This is a genomic window from Pseudoxanthomonas sp. LjRoot206 (genome assembly GCF_056175725.1).
This window is the reverse complement of sequence record NZ_JBGFFI010000008.1, coordinates 1-15,104: the sequence shown is the minus strand read 5'-3', so window position 1 is coordinate 15,104 and position 15,104 is coordinate 1. Positions and strand designations below refer to the sequence as shown.

Here is a 15,104-nt window from a genome sequence, read left to right as displayed (position 1 = left end):
TCAGAATCCGAAGACTTCCTTGCCCAGCACGAAGATGGGCAGGGCGGCCAGCACGCCGTCGATGCGGTCCAGCACGCCGCCATGGCCGGGGATCAGGTCGCCCGAATCCTTGGCGCCGACATGCCGCTTGAGCAGGCTTTCGAACAGGTCGCCGACCACCGAGAACAGCACGGTGAAGATCGCCACGACCAGAACCCCGGCCAGGTGGCCGACGCCCGCACCCGCAATCAGGGCGCCCACCGCCGCCACCAGCATGCCGGCGGCGAGGCCGCCAAGCAGGCCTTCGAGCGTCTTGTTGGGGCTGATGCGCGGCGCCAGCTTGCGGCCGCCGAACCAGCGGCCACCGAAGTGACGGCCCGCGAAGTAGGCGCCGCTGTCGGCGGCCCACACGATGGCCAGCGCGACGAACAGCCAGATATGCCCGTTCGGCTGCGACGAGTGGATCAGGCCCAGTGCGCACCAGGCCGGCACCACGGCGAGCGTGCCTGCCGCCAGCTTGAACACGCGCGCCCAAGTCTCGTGGTCGGAGGCGAAGGTGAAGAAACGCAGCCACAGCAGCGCCAGCAGCCACCAGACCACGCCGACGAGGGCCATCAGGCGCAGCGGCACCAGGTCGGTGGCGTCGCCCGACCCGCGCGACGCCCACACCAGGGCGACCATCACCAGCAGGTTGGCGGTCAGTAGCACCGTGCGCTGCAGGGTGTCGTCGATCTCGGCGAGCTTGAACCATTCCCACAGGCCGACGAGGAATACCAATGCGGCCAGCATGGCCAGCCAGGAGGTGGGCAGCAGCAGGATCGCGCCGATGGCGAAGGGCGCCATCACCAGTGCGGCGATGACACGGGTACGGGTCGCGCTCATGCGGGATTCGCTCTCATGCAGGGCTCTGCTCGGTGGCGCTGCCGGCGACCTGGGCGCTGGTCAGGCCGAAGCGGCGCTCGCGCTGCGCGAACTCGTCCAGCGCGCGCTGCAGCAGCGCGGCGTCCAGGTCGGGCCACAGCACGTCGGTGAACCAGAGTTCGGTGTAGGCCAGCTGCCACAGCAGGAAGTTGCTGATGCGGTGGTCGCCGCCGGTACGGATGAAGAGGTCGGGGGGCGGCAGGTCGGCCAGGGCGACGTGCGCGCCGAGCGCGGCTTCGTCGATGTCCTCCGGTCGCAGCCGGCCGGCCGCGACATCGGCGGCCAGCGCGCGCGCCGCGTGCGCGATGTCCTGGCGCCCGCCGTAGCTTGCGGCGATGACCAAGTGCAGGCGCTGGTTGCCGCGGGTCAGCGCCTCGGCGGCGTCCATCCTCGAGCGGATGTCGGCGGAGAACCGCGCGCGGTCGCCGATGAAGCGCACGCGCACCTCGCGCCGGTGCAGTTCGTCGACCTCACGGTCGAGCGCGTTGAGGAACAGCTTCATCAGCGCGCCGACTTCTTCTTCCGGCCTGCCCCAGTTCTCGCTGGAGAACGCGAACAGCGTCAGCGCGCCGATACCGCGTTCCAGGCAGAAGTCGATGCAGACATTGACCGCGCGGGCGCCGGCACGGTGGCCGATCACGCGCGGGCGGCGTCGGCGTTCCGCCCAGCGCCCGTTGCCGTCCATGATGACGGCCAGGTGGCGGGGCACGGACGCGGGGACGGCAGGGGACATGGCAGTCCTCAGACCGCCATCAGTTCCTGTTCCTTGGCCTTGACGACGTCATCGACGTCCTTGATGGACTTGTCGGTGAGCTTCTGGATCTCGTCTTCCGTCTTGCGCTCTTCGTCCTCGGTGATCTGCTTGTCCTTCAGCAGGTCCTTGACCTGTTGGTTGGCATCGCGGCGGATGTTGCGGATCGCGACCTTGGCGTCTTCGCCTTCGCCATGGACCACCTTGGACAGCTCCTTGCGGCGCTCCTCGGTCAGGGCGGGCAGGTTCAGGCGGATGGTGGTGCCGGCGGTGTTGGGGGTCAGGCCCAGGTCGGAGGCCAGGATGGCCTTCTCGACCGCGCCGACCATCTGCTTCTCCCACGGGGTGATCGTCAGCGAGCGGGAATCGGAGATGGTCACCGTGGCGACCTGGCTCAGCGGCATGTCCGAGCCGTAGTAGTTGACCTTCAGGTGCTCGACCAGGGCCGTCGACGCGCGACCGGTACGGACCTTCACCAGCGTGTGGCGGAGCGCTTCGATGCTCTTGGTCATGCGCGCCTGCGCGTCTTTCTTGATGTCGTTGAGCATCGCCCTTTCCGTTGCAAAGCCTGTAAACGACCGATTATAGGGCGATTCGCGGCCGTTGCCGACCGCCTGCGGGCTGTTCAGTGCGAATGATGCGGTGCCGCATCATGCAGGTCGTGGCCGCATCCGGCGCCGCGTTCGATCTGCAGGGTCGCGTGGTTGATGCCGAACCGGTCGTCCAGCGCGTGCACGGTGGCATCGATGAAGGCGTCGTGGTCGTCCTCCCGCGCCCGTACCAGATGCGCGGTCAACGCGATCTCGTTGGCGCCGAGCGACCAGATATGCAGGTGGTGCACGGCCGATACGCCGGGCTGCTCCTGCAGGAACGTGCGGACCTCGTCCGGATCCACGTGGCCCGGTACAGCGTCCATCGCGGCGTCGAAGCTGGCACGCAGCAATCCCCACGACCCGACCGCGACCACCACCGCGATCAGCAGCGCCGTGGCCGGATCGAGCCAGGCCCAGCCCAAGGTGGCCATGCCGACACCCGCCAACACGGCTGCGAGCGAGACCGCGGCATCGGCCATCAGGTGCAGGAAGGCGCCGCGCTTGTTCAGGTCGTGCGCGTGGCCGTCCTTCACGAGCCAGGCGGCACCGAGATTGACCAGGATGCCGAGCGAGGCGACCACGATGACGGGCGTGGCGGGAATCTCAGGTGGCGCGCTGAACCGCCGGAAGGCTTCCCACCCGAGCGCGCCCGAGAACACCACCAGCAGGACCGCGTTGGCGAGCGGCGAAAGCAGGGTCGCGCGGCGCCAGCCGTAGGTATGTCGGCCGCGTGGCCGGCGGCCGGCGAGGGCGGCGGCGCCCCAGGCCAGCGCCAGTCCCAGCACGTCACCTAGGTTGTGCAACGCATCCGACAGCAGCGCCAGCGAGTTGGTATGGAAACCGTAACCCGCTTCGATGGCGGTGTAAGCGAGATTGATCAGGGTGACCCACGCGAAGGCGCGTGTCGCCGACGCCTGTGGATGGGCGTGCGCCCCGTGTCCGTGATGGTGTCCGTGTCCCATGGCGGAAGGGTGCCGGCCGGGCGCGGCCGGACACTATTACAGGGCTAAAGCGGGCGCACGAAACCCCCGACGCCCATGAACGCTCTGCAGGAGCGGGCCAGGCCCGCGATGCTCTGCTCGGCGTTGCCGGAGAAGCATCGCGCCTTTGGAGCGCTCCAGAGGGACGGCGCCGTCAGTTGCGGCCCTTCACCAGCGTGCCAACGTGTTCGCCGCGCAGGATGCGCATCAGGTTGCCGGGCACCGACAGGTCGTAGATGCGCAGCGGCACGTCGCTGTCGCGGCACAGCGCGAACGCGGCCGTGTCCATCACCTGCAGGTCGCGGGCGATCACGTCGTCGTAGGTCAGCTGGTCGTAACGCACCGCATCGGCGTGCTTGCTGGGGTCCTTGTCGTAGACGCCGTCCACCTTGGTGGCCTTCAGCAGCAGGTCCGCGCCGATCTCGATCGCGCGCAGCGCGGCGCCGGAGTCGGTGGTGAAGAACGGGTTGCCGGTGCCGGCCGCGAAGATCGCGATGCGGCCCTTTTCCAGGTGGCGGATCGCGCGGCGGCGGATGTAGTCCTCGCACACGTCGTTGATCTTGATGGCGCTCATCACGCGGCACTTGGCGCCGAGCTTCTCCAGCGCATCCTGCATGGCCAGGGCGTTGATGACCGTGGCCAGCATGCCCATCTGGTCGCCGGTGACGCGGTCCATGCCGCCGGCCGCCAGTCCGGCGCCGCGGAAGATGTTGCCGCCGCCGATCACCAGGCCCACTTCCGCCCCGGCGTCGCGCGCCTCGATGATCTCGCGGGCGATGCGGGTGATGACCTTGGGGTCGATGCCGTAGTCCTCGGACCCCATCAGCGCTTCGCCGGACAGTTTGAGCAGGATGCGGCGATAGACGAGCGGTGCGGGCATGGGAGATCTCGGCGTGGGGGCAAACGGCGCAATTCTAGCCGAGTGAGCGTCCCTCAGTCGCCGGGTTCGTAGATCGCGTAGAGCTTGCGCGCCGTTTCCAGCACTTCCCAGACGCCGGAGAAGCCCGCCGGCACGACGAAACTCTGGCCGGCCTCCAGTGTCACCACCTCTTCACCGCCGTCGCCACGCAGGCGCACACGACCGCTGAGCAGGTGGCAGAACTCGTGCTCGGTGTACTGCACGCGCCAGGCGCCCACGTCGCCCTCCCAGACGCCGCAGTGGAACCGCTCGTCCTGCGACGAGTAGGCATTGCCGACGGCCTGCTGCGGCTGGCCTGCCACCAGCCGGTCGGCGGCGACCGGGGCGCGGCTGGTTTCATCCGGCGTGTGCGATACGGCAACGATGCGGGGCATGGGCGGCACCTGGGATCGGGGCCGTTATCATGACCTTCCCTTTCGGCAGCCATCAAGGAACGACCATGAGCGTGCGCACCCTGCAGGAATTCATCGCCTCGTCGCGGGAGAAGGACGCCAGTCCGGAGGCCTTCGAACTGGAAAGCCCCCATCTGCTCGAGGTGCGGCTGAACGGTCTGGTCTGGGCCAAGGCCGGCGCCATGGTCGCGCGCAAGGGCGCGGTGAAATTCACCCGCCAGGGCGTGCTGGAGCAGGGCCTGGGCAACCTGCTGAAGAAGGCGGTCAGCGGCGAGGGCATGCAGCTGATGAAGATCGAGGGCGAGGGGCGCGTCTACCTGGCCGATGCCGGCAAGCGGATCACCCTGCTGCGGCTGGCCGGCGAATCCATCTTCGTCAACGGCAACGACGTACTGGCGGTGGAGTCGGGCGTCGAGAGCCGCATCACCATGATGCGCAAGGTCGCTGGCATGCTGTCGGGCGGCCTGTTCAACGTGCGCCTGAGCGGACATGGCATCGTGGCCATCACCTCGCACTACGAGCCGCTGACGCTGCCGGTGAATGCGCAGACCGGGCCGGTGTTCACCGATCCCAATGCGACGGTGGCCTGGTCGGGCGGCCTGACACCGGAAATCATCACCGACATTTCGTTCGGCACGCTGCTGGGTCGCGGCTCGGGCGAGAGCATCCAACTGCGCTTCGCGGGTGACGGTTGGGTGGTCGTGCAGCCTTACGAGGAAGTGGCGCTGCAGCCGCGGCAGTAACCGCAGCCCCGCGTCGGCGCGTCAGGCGCCGGCGCCCACCGAGACGCGGTTGCGGCCTTGGCGCTTGGCGCCGTACAGCGCTTCGTCGGCAGCACGCAGCAGGTCGTCGACGTGGCGGAACTGTTCCAGCGCGCCCTGCGTGGCCAGGCCGGCGGAGAAGGTGATGTGCAGCGGCTGGCCGTTGACGTGCGCCATGGCCGCGCCGGAGACCTCGGACAGGATGCGGCGTACCACGTGGGCGGCCGCGTCCTCGTTGATGCCGGGCAGCACCACCAGGAACTCCTCGCCGCCGTAGCGGGCGACGATGTCGCTGCTGCGCACGTGGCGCATCAGCGACCTGGCGAAGTTGCGCAGCACCTCGTCGCCGACCAGATGGCCCCAGCGGTCGTTGACCTGCTTGAAGTCGTCCAGGTCGATGAAGGCGATCGACAGCGGCCACCCATGGCGCGTGGCGGCGTCGAACTCCTTCTCGAGTACTTCTTCTAGCTGGCTGCGGTTGTAGGCGCCGGTCAGCGGATCGCGGCGGACTTCCTCGGCCAGGCGGCGGGCACGGTCCTCGTGCTCGTCGGCTTCCTTGCGCGCACGCGCGGCTTCCTGGATCTCGCGCAGGTTGCGTACCACCAGCAGCTCGCGCGCCTGGTCCAGCAGGGCCTGGATGCGGGCGGGCGGCGCGGGCGGGACGTCGAACATCGCGCAGACCTCCGGCAGGGCGGCGATCATGTCCTCGGTCAGTGCGAGGAACGCGGCATAGTCCAGACCCAGGCGCGTGGCCGCCTGCAGTGCGGCCTGGCGGTGTGCCTCTTCGGTGCGCGCTTCGTCCGTACCTGCGATCCAGATGTCGGCGACGTACCCCGACACCGCGACGCAGGCATTGAAGGTCGTATCGGAGGCGGGCGTTTCGCTCTCCATGATCGCTTCGCGCAGCAGCGCCGGCAGGTTCCACTGCCGCGCCAGCCAGCCGCCGACGATAGCGTGGTCGCAGCCGAGCAGTTCGCGCTCGGCCGCCAGCAGGGCCGTGTTGCCTTCGGCCCGCTCGACGAGTCGTGCATAGTCGTCGCCCAGCACTTCCAGCAGGGCGAGCACGCCGATGTCCTGCAGCAGGCCGGCGAGCATCAGTTCCTCGGCCTTGCGCATGCCGGCGTGCTGGCCCAGCAGGCGGCACGCCAGTGCGGCGATCACGCTGCGGCGCCAGACGCGTTCCTGCGCGACCGGATGCGTGCCGCTGCCGCAGCGCGCCAGCGAGAAGCCCAGCGCCAGCGTCAACGTCGCGTTGAGGCCCAGCACCGTCAGCGCCTGCGACAGGTTCTCCACCCGGCGACGGCTGGCGTAGAGCGGAGAGTTGGCGATGCGCAGCATGCGCGCGCTCAGTGCGGCATCCAGGCCGATCGCATCGGCCGCCGTCGCCATCACCACCTCGGGATCCTGCGCCAGTTCGATGATGCGCAACGCCACGCCCGGCGGGCTAGGCAGGTTGCGGCAGTTCGAGAGCTGGGATTCGAGTTCGGGACGCATCCGGGTGCGCACTACGCAGAAGAAAAGTGGCGGGCAGCATGCCAGCAAAGCGTGACGGAATGTCAGCTTTGTAAACAATTTCGGCGCAGGAACGGCAAACTTTAGTCGCGGGCGACGAGCGGTCGTGCGACGCGACGACGCAGGTCTGGCGCATCGCAGGAACAGAAAAAGCCGCGGTTTCCCGCGGCTTTTCCGGTGAAGCGGAGAGCGCTTGGCTTACGCCAGGCCGGCCTGCTTCATCACTTCGGCGGCGTAGTCTTCCACCACCTTCTCGATGCCTTCGCCGACCACCAGGCGCTGGAAGCCGATCACGTCGGCGCCAGCGGCCTTGACCACCTGCTCGACCGACTTGTCGCTGTCCAGCACGTACGGCTGGCCGTACAGGGTCACTTCGTTGACGATCTTGTTGATCTTGCCGGAGATGATCTTCTCCAGGATGTCGGCCGGCTTGGCCTTGTCCTTGTCCGACATCTTGGCCAGCTCGATTTCCTTCTCCTTCGCCACGAACTCGGCCGGCACGTCGGCGGCCTTGTTGTGCGGGGGGTTCATCGCGGCGATGTGCATCGCCAGGCCGCGGGCCAGCTCGGCGTCGCCGCCCTTGACCTCGACCAGCACGCCGATCTTGCCGCCGTGCACGTAGGCCGCGACGTTGTTGGCGCTGTCGATGGCGACCAGGCGACGGATCTGCATGTTCTCGCCCAGCTTGGCGATGGCGGCGGCGCGGGCTTCCTCGACGGTCTCGCCCGAGGCCAGCTTGGCGCTCTTCAGCGCTTCCACGTCGGCGGCGCCGGAGGTCAGCGCGGCCTGCGCGATGGCGTCGGTGAAGGCGATGAAGTTGGCGTCCTTGGCGACGAAGTCGGTCTCGGAGTTGATCTCGACCAGCACGGCCTTGCCGCCGTCCTGGGCCACGGCCACGCGGCCTTCGGCGGTGACGCGGTCAGCCTTCTTGTCGGCCTTGGCCAGGCCCGACTTGCGCAGCCACTCGGCCGCGGCGTCGATGTCGGCGTTGTTCTCGGTGAGCGCCTTCTTGCACTCCATCATGCCGGCGCCGGTGCGCTCGCGCAGTTCCTTGACCAGGGAAGCGGTGATTTCCACGGGATTACCTCTGTTTGGATTGGCAAAGCCCCTCTCCCGTCGGGAGAGGGGTTGGGGTGAGGGTCCGGTGGAGTCGTGACGCGTTGAACGCCAGCGTGCTTGCCGTACCCTCATCCGCCCTTCGGGCACCTTCTCCCGGGGGGAGAAGGAAGAACATGGGCCGCCGCGCAGCATGGCGCGGCGGCATTGCAGCCGGATTACTCGGCAGCGGCTTCGTCGGACTTCTTGCCGGCGGCCTTCTTGGCCGGGGCGCGACGCGCACCCTTGTCGTCGCCGCCTTCGGCGAACTCTTCCTCGCGCACGGTGGCGGCGTTCGGCGAGGCAGCCTTGCCTTCCAGCACGGCGTCGGCGGCGGCACGGGCGTACAGCTGCACGGCGCGAATAGCGTCATCGTTGCCGGGGATGGCGTAGTCGACCAGGGCCGGGTCGTAGTTCGAGTCGACCACCGCGATCACCGGGATGCCGAGCTTCTTGGCTTCCTTGATGGCGATGTCTTCATGGCCGATGTCGATGACGAACAGGGCGTCCGGCAGGCGGTTCATTTCCTTGATGCCGCCCAGCGAGGCCAGCAGCTTCTCGCGCTCGCGGCGCAGGCCCAGCACTTCGTGCTTGACCAGCTTGTCGAACGTGCCGTCGGTTTCAGCGGCTTCCAGTTCCTTCAGGCGGGCGACCGACTTCTTCACGGTGGCGAAGTTGGTCAGCGTGCCGCCCAGCCAGCGCTGGGTCATGAACGGCATGCCGCAACGCTCGGCTTCTTCCTTCACAGCTTCGCGCGCGCTGCGCTTGGTGCCCAGGAACAGGATGGTGCCGCGCTTCTGCGCGACGCCCGAGATGAAGTTCATCGCGTCGTTGAACAGCGGAACGGTCTTCTCGAGGTTGATGATGTGGATCTTGCCGCGGGCACCGAAGATGTACGGTGCCATCTTGGGGTTCCAGTAGCGGGTCTGGTGGCCGAAATGGACGCCGGCTTCCAGCATCTGGCGCATGGTGACTTGGGGCATTGAAGTGACTCCATCGAAGGGGAACCCACCGTCCGGTTCAATGGAGGACGGCGCCGGTGAAGGCGGGGTTCCGGGGTTGGGCCTCCCTGCGGCTTCCGTGTCCGAACCCTTCAGCGAAGGGCACCCCGGCACGGGTTGGGGCAGCAGGTGTGGATTCGTCGGTGTCGCCCGACGTGGGCGGTCCGGCCGGGCAGGCCCGGGCGCGAAGCCGCGGGAGTATAGCCGGTCAGGGCGGGCCGCCGCAAACCGTGGGGTCGCTCGGGCCGGGTGGAACTGCCCCGGGGCGTTCAGCTGCCGCGCCAAATGGGGGATAATCGGCCAATGGCCATCCAGCTCAAGACCCAAGAAGACCTCGCCCAGATGCGCATCGCCGGCCGCCTGGCCGCGGAGGTGCTGCAGGTAGTCGCCCCGCACGTGAAGCCGGGCGTGACCACCGCCGAACTGGACCGCATCTGCCACGATCACATCGTTAACGTGCAGAAGGCGATCCCGGCGAACGTGGGCTACAAGGGCTTCCCCGCGACCGTCTGCACCTCGGTCAACAACGTCATCTGCCACGGCATTCCCAGCGAGGGTAAGGTGCTGAAGGACGGCGACATCCTCAATATCGACGTTACCGTCATCAAGGACGGCTGGCATGGCGACACCAGCCGGATGTACCTGGTCGGCACGCCGTCGGTGATGGCGAAGCGGCTGGTGGATACGACCCGCGAGGCCATGTTCCGCGGCATCCGGGCGGTAAAGCCGGGCGCCACCTTGGGCGACGTGGGTCACGCGATCCAGCAATACGCCGAAGGCGAGCGTTTCAGCGTGGTCCGGGAGTACTGCGGCCACGGCATCGGCAAGGTCTACCACGACGAGCCGCAGGTGCTGCACTACGGCCGCCCCGGCGAAGGCGTGGTGCTGAAGCCCGGCATGACCTTCACCATCGAACCGATGATCAACGAGGGCGCGCGGCACACGAAGGTGCTGCCCGACGGCTGGACCGTGGTGACCAAGGACCGCAAGCTGTCGGCCCAGTGGGAACACACGGTGGCCGTGACCGAGGACGGCGTCGAGATCCTGACCCGCGTGCCCGGCGACGACAACGACCTGTGAGCACCCCTGCAGCCGCGAACGGACAGGCGACGCGGCTTCCGGACATCGGCCCGGATGTGGCCTGGTCGGCCGCTGCGCGCGCGTCGCTCGGCCATACCGATGCGCGGCTGGACAAGCGTTTCGACCAAGACGACGGCATGGACCGCATCCTCGCGCTGCGCGCGCGGGCGGTCGACCACCTGCTGAAGGACGCGTGGCTGCGGTGTATTCCGGCAGATGCGCCGATGGCGCTGTTCGCGGTCGGCGGCTACGGTCGCGGCGAGCTGTTCCCGCATTCCGACGTCGACGTGCTGGTGCTGGCTGCGGCGGACGTCCAGCAGGCGCACCACGGTGCGGTCGCGCGCCTGTTCGCGCTGCTGTGGGATGCCGGGCTGCCGATCAGCCACAGTGTGCGCTCCGCAGGCGAATGCACGGCTGCGGCCGCCGCCGACCAGAGTGTGACGACCGCGCTCATCGAGGAGCGGCTGATCGTCGGCGAGCCGGTCGACGAAGGCCTGCTGATCGACGCCATCGGCCCGGCACGGGTCTGGCCGCCGCGCGATTTCTTCGTCGCCAAGCGCGAGGAGCAGCGCATCCGCCACGCGCGGTTCGGCGACACGTCCGACAACCTCGAACCCAACATCAAGGAAGGCCCTGGCGGCCTGCGCGACCTGCATACGCTGGGCTGGATGGCGTTGCGTACGTTCGGCGTGCGCGACCTGGAAGCCCTGGTAGGGCTGGGCCATCTGGGTCCCGACGAAGCGATCGCACTGGCGCGCGAGCGCCGCGCACTGGGTCGCCTGCGCTACGGCCTGCACCGGGTCGCGGGACGCCCGGAAGAACGCCTGCGTTTCGACTACCAGAAGATGCTGGCGCAGCGGCTCGGCTTCGTCGACGACGCGGAGAGCCTGGGCGTCGAGAAGATGATGCAGGGTTTCTACCGCAGCGCCGCCATCGTGCGGCGGATCAGCGACCGCCTGCTGCAACGCTTCGAGGAACAGTTCGACGGCGAGGCGCTGCCCGAGCCGCTGGACGAGCAGTTCGCACTGCGCCGCGGCTACCTCGCCGCGCGCCGGGAGGGCTGGCCGGCGAACGACGTCGGCCAGGTATTCGCGCTGTTCGCTGCATGGGCAGCGCATCCGCAGGTACGCGGCCTGCATTCGCGCACCGCACGCGCGCTGGCGGAGTCGCTGCCGAAGCTGTCCGCCTATCCCGATGCCACGCGTGCGCAGCGCGATGCCTTCATGGCCCTGCTGCGCGGTCCGCGCGCGGTGGAAACCCTCACCCGCATGGCCCGGCTCGGCGTGCTGGGGCAGTGGATCCCGGCGTTCGCGCGCGTGTCCGGGCGCATGCAGTTCGACCTGTTCCATGTTTACACGGTCGACCAGCACACGCTGATGGTGCTGCGGAACATCGCCGCCTTCGCCGCGGGCCGTGCGGACGAGCGCTTCTCCATCGCGCACGAGGTCTGGCCGCGCCTGCGCAAGCCGGAGCTGCTGCTGCTGGCGGGCCTGTTCCACGACATCGCCAAAGGTCGCGGCGGTGACCATTCGGAACTGGGCGCGGTGGATGCGCGCGAGTTCTGCGCGGCACATGCGCTCAGCGAGGCCGACACCGCGCTCGTGGCCTGGCTGGTAGAGCAACACCTGCGCATGTCGGTGACGGCGCAGAAGCAGGACATTTCCGATCCCGACGTCATCCATGCTTTCGCCGCGCTGGTCGAGGACCGCGAGCGCCTCGACTACCTGTACCTGCTGACCTGCGCCGACATCGCCGGCACCAGTCCCAAGCTGTGGAACGCGTGGAAGGACCGGTTGCTGGCGGACCTGTATTTCGCCGCGCGCCGCGTGCTGCGCGAGGGCCTGGAAAATCCGGTGGCGGTGGACGAACGGCTGGACGAGGCGCGCGGCAGCGTGCGCGCCATGCTGGAACTGCAGGGGCTGTCGGCGGCGCAGGCGGATGCGTTGTTCACTACCATGCCGGAAGAGAGCTTCCTGCGTTTCCGTCCCGAACAGCTGGCCTGGCAGACGCATGCCATCCGCGGCGCGACCACCGGCGAGACGCGGGTGCGCGCGCGCCGCATCGCCGACGATGCGGACGCCATGGAAGTGTTCGTGCATTCGCCCGACCGTGACGGCCTGTTCGCCGCCATCCTCGCCACGCTCGACCGCATGGGCTTCGCCATCCACCAGGCACGCGTGCTGGTGGGGCCGCAAGGCGCGATCTTCGATACGTTCGAAGTGCTGCCGGCCGATGCGTATGCGCCGCGCGACCCCGATGACGTCGAGCGCACGCTGGGTGAGGCGCTGGCGCGTCCGCTCGACAGCGTGCGCACCTCGCGCCGTGCCGTGCCGCGGCAGCTTAAGCATTTCCGGTTCGCACCGCGCATCGAGTTCGGCACGACGCCTGATGGGCGTCGCACCGTCCTCGGCCTGGTCGCGCCCGACCGTCCCGGCCTGCTGTCGGACGTGGCCCAGGTGCTGCGCCGGCAGGGATTGCGCGTGCACGACGCGCGCATCGCGACCTTCGGCGAGCGCGCGGAGGACGTGTTCCAGATCACCGACGAGCACGACCAGCCGCTCACCGACACTTCCCAGCAGGACGCGCTGCGCGATGCGCTGCGCGCCGGCCTCGACACTCCCCCCTGATCCGATCCGGCAGACCGTTTGATGACCCGCAAAGCCAGCAAGACCGAAGAACTGAAGTCCACCATCGAGAGCGCGTTCGAGCGCCGCGCCGAGCTGACGCCGGCGGAGATCGAAGGCTCCACCCGCACCGCCGTCGAACTGGCCATCGACGGCCTGGAGAGCGGCAAGCTGCGCGTCGCCGAGCCCGACGGCAAGGGCGGCTGGAAGGTCAACGAGTGGCTGAAGAAAGCCGTGTTGCTGTACTTCCGCGTCAACGAGATGGAACTGGTCGAAGCCTATCCCGCGCCGTTCTGGGACAAGGTGGAAGCGCGCTTCGGCGCGTTCGACGAGAACGATTTCCGCAAGCTCGGCGTGCGCGTCGTCCCGGGCGCCATCGCGCGCCGTGGCACGTACTTCGGCAAGGACGTGGTGCTGATGCCGAGCTTCGTCAATATCGGTGCGTATGTCGGTGAAGGCACGATGGTCGACACCTGGGCGACGGTCGGTTCGTGCGCGCAGATCGGCAAGCATTGCCACCTGTCCGGCGGCGCCGGCATCGGCGGCGTGCTGGAACCGCTGCAGGCCAGCCCGACCATCATCGAGGACCACTGCTTCATCGGTGCGCGCTCGGAAGTCGTCGAAGGCGTCGTGGTTGGCCACCACAGCGTGATCGGCATGGGCGTGTTCATCGGCCAGTCCACGCGTATCTACAACCGCATGACCAAGGAAATCACCTACGGCTACGTGCCGCCGGGCAGCGTGGTAGTGTCGGGCTCGCTGCCGGCCGCCGACGGCTCGCACTCGCTGTACTGCGCGGTGATCGTCAAGCAGGTCGACGAGAAGACCCGCAGCAAGACCAGCGTCAACGAGCTGCTGCGCGGTCTGGCGGACTGACCGGCGGGTCGAGTCCGTGCGTCTTGTAGGAGCGCGCCATGCACGCGATGCTCCTGCGGCATGTCCGGCTCACGTCGGAAAAGCATCGCGCGCATGGCGCGCTCCTACAAATCTCTGGAGCATCATGACGACCACGTTGTATGGCCTGAAGAACTGCGACACCTGCAAGAAAGCGACGAAGTGGCTGGACCGCTTCGGTGTCGCGTACGAATTCGTCGACTACCGCGACAACCGGCAGACACCGGAGACGCTGAAGGAGTGGGCGGACAAGGCGGGCGGCTGGGACACGCTGATCAACAAGTCGTCGACGACCTGGCGGCAGTTGCCGGAGAACCGCAAGACGCCGGGCTCCGATGCAGAGTGGAAATTGCTGCTGAAGGAGTATCCGCAGCTGATCCGCCGTCCTGTCGTCATCGGCGGCGTGGCGGGCTTTTCACAGGGCTTCAGCGACAATGGCTTCAAGAAGCAGTTCGGAGCCGGGTCGTGAGCGATGTCGTCGAACTCTCCAGCGAGCTGATCCGCCGTCATTCGGTGACGCCGGACGATGCGGGCTGCCAGCAGGTGCTGGCGACGCGGCTGGCCCAGTGGGGCTTCCAGTGCGAACACCTGCGCTTCGGCGACACCGACAATCTGTGGGCGACGCATGGGTCAGGCTCGCCGGTGCTGGTGTTGCTCGGTCACACCGACGTGGTGCCGCCGGGACCGCTGTCCGCCTGGACCAGCGATCCGTTCGTGCCCACCGTGCGCGATGGCGTGTTGTACGGGCGCGGCACCGCCGACATGAAGTGCAGCGTGGCCGCGTGCACGATCGCGCTGGAGCGCTTCGTCGATGCGTATCCGGATCATCCTGGCACGGTCGCGCTGCTGGTCACGTCGGACGAGGAAGGGCCTGCGCACGATGGCGTGAAGAAGGTCGCCGAACTGTTCCGCGAGCGTGGGCAGAAGATCGACTGGTGCATCACCGGCGAGCCGTCCTCGAAGGAAGCACTGGGTGACCTGTTGCGCGTGGGTCGCCGCGGCACGCTGACCGGCACCTTGCAGGTGCACGGCGTGCAGGGTCACGTGGCCTATCCGCACAAGGCGCTCAACCCCATCCACAAGGCGCTGCCTGCGCTGGACGAACTGGCCGCGCGCCAATGGGACGAGGGCTACGAGACCTTCCCGCCGACCAGCCTGCAGATCTCCAACATCAATGCCGGCACCGGCGCGAGCAACGTCATCCCCGGCGAACTGCAACTGGTGTTCAACCTGCGCTTCAATCCGAGCTGGACAGCGGAACGGCTGGAGCAGGAGATCGAAGGTATTTTCCGCAAGCACGGCCTGGAATACAGCATCCAGTGGCTGCGCGGTGGCGAGCCGTTCTACACGCCCGAAGGCCATCTGCGCGCCACCGCACGCGCGGTGCTCGGTGAATTCGCCGGTGCGCCGGCGGAGGAGAGCACGGCCGGCGGTACGTCCGATGCGCGCTTCATCGCACCGCTGGGTGCGGAATGCATCGAGGTTGGACCGGTCAACGCCAGCATCCACAAGGTCGACGAAAATATCCGCGTGACGGATCTCGAGGCGCTGCCTGGCCTGTATCAGAAGCTGCTTGAGCGGCTGATGCTGCCGGTCCGCGCT

General features: G+C 68.0%; 15 protein-coding genes. 6 read left to right on the top strand and 9 right to left on the bottom strand.

The window, feature by feature from the left end:
• The 6 genes from AC04MD_RS19575 to AC04MD_RS19550 all read right to left on the bottom strand — a co-directional run bounded on the left by AC04MD_RS19575 (nucleotide 1) and on the right by AC04MD_RS19550 (nucleotide 4,517).
• Nucleotides 1-861, bottom strand: coding sequence for a phosphatidate cytidylyltransferase (locus tag AC04MD_RS19575; RefSeq protein ID WP_475498880.1), 861 nt, complete (start codon nucleotides 859-861; stop codon nucleotides 1-3).
• 13 nt (nucleotides 862-874) lie between these two features.
• On the bottom strand, nucleotides 875-1,633 hold the full coding sequence (gene uppS, locus AC04MD_RS19570; RefSeq protein WP_475498879.1) for a polyprenyl diphosphate synthase: 759 nt from the start codon (nucleotides 1,631-1,633) through the stop codon (nucleotides 875-877).
• Nucleotides 1,634-1,641: 8 nt separating this feature from the next.
• Entirely contained in the window at nucleotides 1,642-2,199 is a 558-nt protein-coding gene (gene frr, locus AC04MD_RS19565) for a ribosome recycling factor (protein ID WP_475498878.1), read from the bottom strand.
• A gap of 77 nt (nucleotides 2,200-2,276) precedes the next feature.
• Entirely contained in the window at nucleotides 2,277-3,206 is a 930-nt protein-coding gene (locus tag AC04MD_RS19560; RefSeq protein ID WP_475498877.1) for a cation diffusion facilitator family transporter, read from the bottom strand.
• A 172-nt stretch (nucleotides 3,207-3,378) separates the two neighbouring features.
• A complete protein-coding gene (pyrH, locus tag AC04MD_RS19555) occupies nucleotides 3,379-4,104 on the bottom strand; it encodes a UMP kinase (RefSeq protein WP_475498876.1) in 726 nt (241 codons plus the stop codon).
• Between the two features lie 53 nt (nucleotides 4,105-4,157).
• Nucleotides 4,158-4,517, bottom strand: coding sequence for a cupin domain-containing protein (locus tag AC04MD_RS19550; RefSeq protein WP_475498875.1), 360 nt, complete (start codon nucleotides 4,515-4,517; stop codon nucleotides 4,158-4,160).
• 65 nt (nucleotides 4,518-4,582) lie between these two features.
• On the opposite strand from AC04MD_RS19550, the gene AC04MD_RS19545 reads away from it, so the two are divergent.
• Complete coding sequence (locus AC04MD_RS19545) at nucleotides 4,583-5,278, top strand: AIM24 family protein (RefSeq protein ID WP_475498874.1); 696 nt, start codon at nucleotides 4,583-4,585, stop codon at nucleotides 5,276-5,278.
• A gap of 21 nt (nucleotides 5,279-5,299) precedes the next feature.
• Here the strand turns inward: AC04MD_RS19545 and AC04MD_RS19540 are convergent, their stop codons facing one another.
• The 3 genes from AC04MD_RS19540 to rpsB all read right to left on the bottom strand — a co-directional run bounded on the left by AC04MD_RS19540 (nucleotide 5,300) and on the right by rpsB (nucleotide 8,886).
• On the bottom strand, nucleotides 5,300-6,790 hold the full coding sequence (locus AC04MD_RS19540; protein ID WP_475498873.1) for an HDOD domain-containing protein: 1,491 nt from the start codon (nucleotides 6,788-6,790) through the stop codon (nucleotides 5,300-5,302).
• A 216-nt stretch (nucleotides 6,791-7,006) separates the two neighbouring features.
• A complete protein-coding gene (gene tsf, locus AC04MD_RS19535; protein ID WP_192269573.1) occupies nucleotides 7,007-7,885 on the bottom strand; it encodes a translation elongation factor Ts in 879 nt (292 codons plus the stop codon).
• Nucleotides 7,886-8,082: 197 nt separating this feature from the next.
• Nucleotides 8,083-8,886, bottom strand: coding sequence for a 30S ribosomal protein S2 (gene rpsB, locus AC04MD_RS19530; protein WP_475498872.1), 804 nt, complete (start codon nucleotides 8,884-8,886; stop codon nucleotides 8,083-8,085).
• 321 nt (nucleotides 8,887-9,207) lie between these two features.
• Between rpsB and map the strand changes: the two genes are divergently transcribed.
• From map to dapE, 5 genes are all read left to right on the top strand, one after another.
• Complete coding sequence (gene map / locus AC04MD_RS19525) at nucleotides 9,208-9,984, top strand: type I methionyl aminopeptidase (RefSeq protein ID WP_475498871.1); 777 nt, start codon at nucleotides 9,208-9,210, stop codon at nucleotides 9,982-9,984.
• Nucleotides 9,981-12,611, top strand: coding sequence for a [protein-PII] uridylyltransferase (gene glnD / locus AC04MD_RS19520; RefSeq protein WP_475498870.1), 2,631 nt, complete (start codon nucleotides 9,981-9,983; stop codon nucleotides 12,609-12,611). Before map ends, glnD begins: the two co-directional genes overlap by 4 nt.
• 21 nt (nucleotides 12,612-12,632) lie before the next feature.
• Entirely contained in the window at nucleotides 12,633-13,484 is an 852-nt protein-coding gene (gene dapD, locus AC04MD_RS19515) for a 2,3,4,5-tetrahydropyridine-2,6-dicarboxylate N-succinyltransferase (protein WP_475498869.1), read from the top strand.
• 124 nt (nucleotides 13,485-13,608) lie between these two features.
• Nucleotides 13,609-13,971, top strand: coding sequence for a Spx/MgsR family RNA polymerase-binding regulatory protein (locus tag AC04MD_RS19510; RefSeq protein ID WP_475498868.1), 363 nt, complete (start codon nucleotides 13,609-13,611; stop codon nucleotides 13,969-13,971).
• The coding region (gene dapE, locus AC04MD_RS19505; protein WP_475498867.1) for a succinyl-diaminopimelate desuccinylase at nucleotides 13,968-15,104 on the top strand (1,137 nt) is incomplete at its 3' end. The genes AC04MD_RS19510 and dapE, both read left to right, overlap by 4 nt.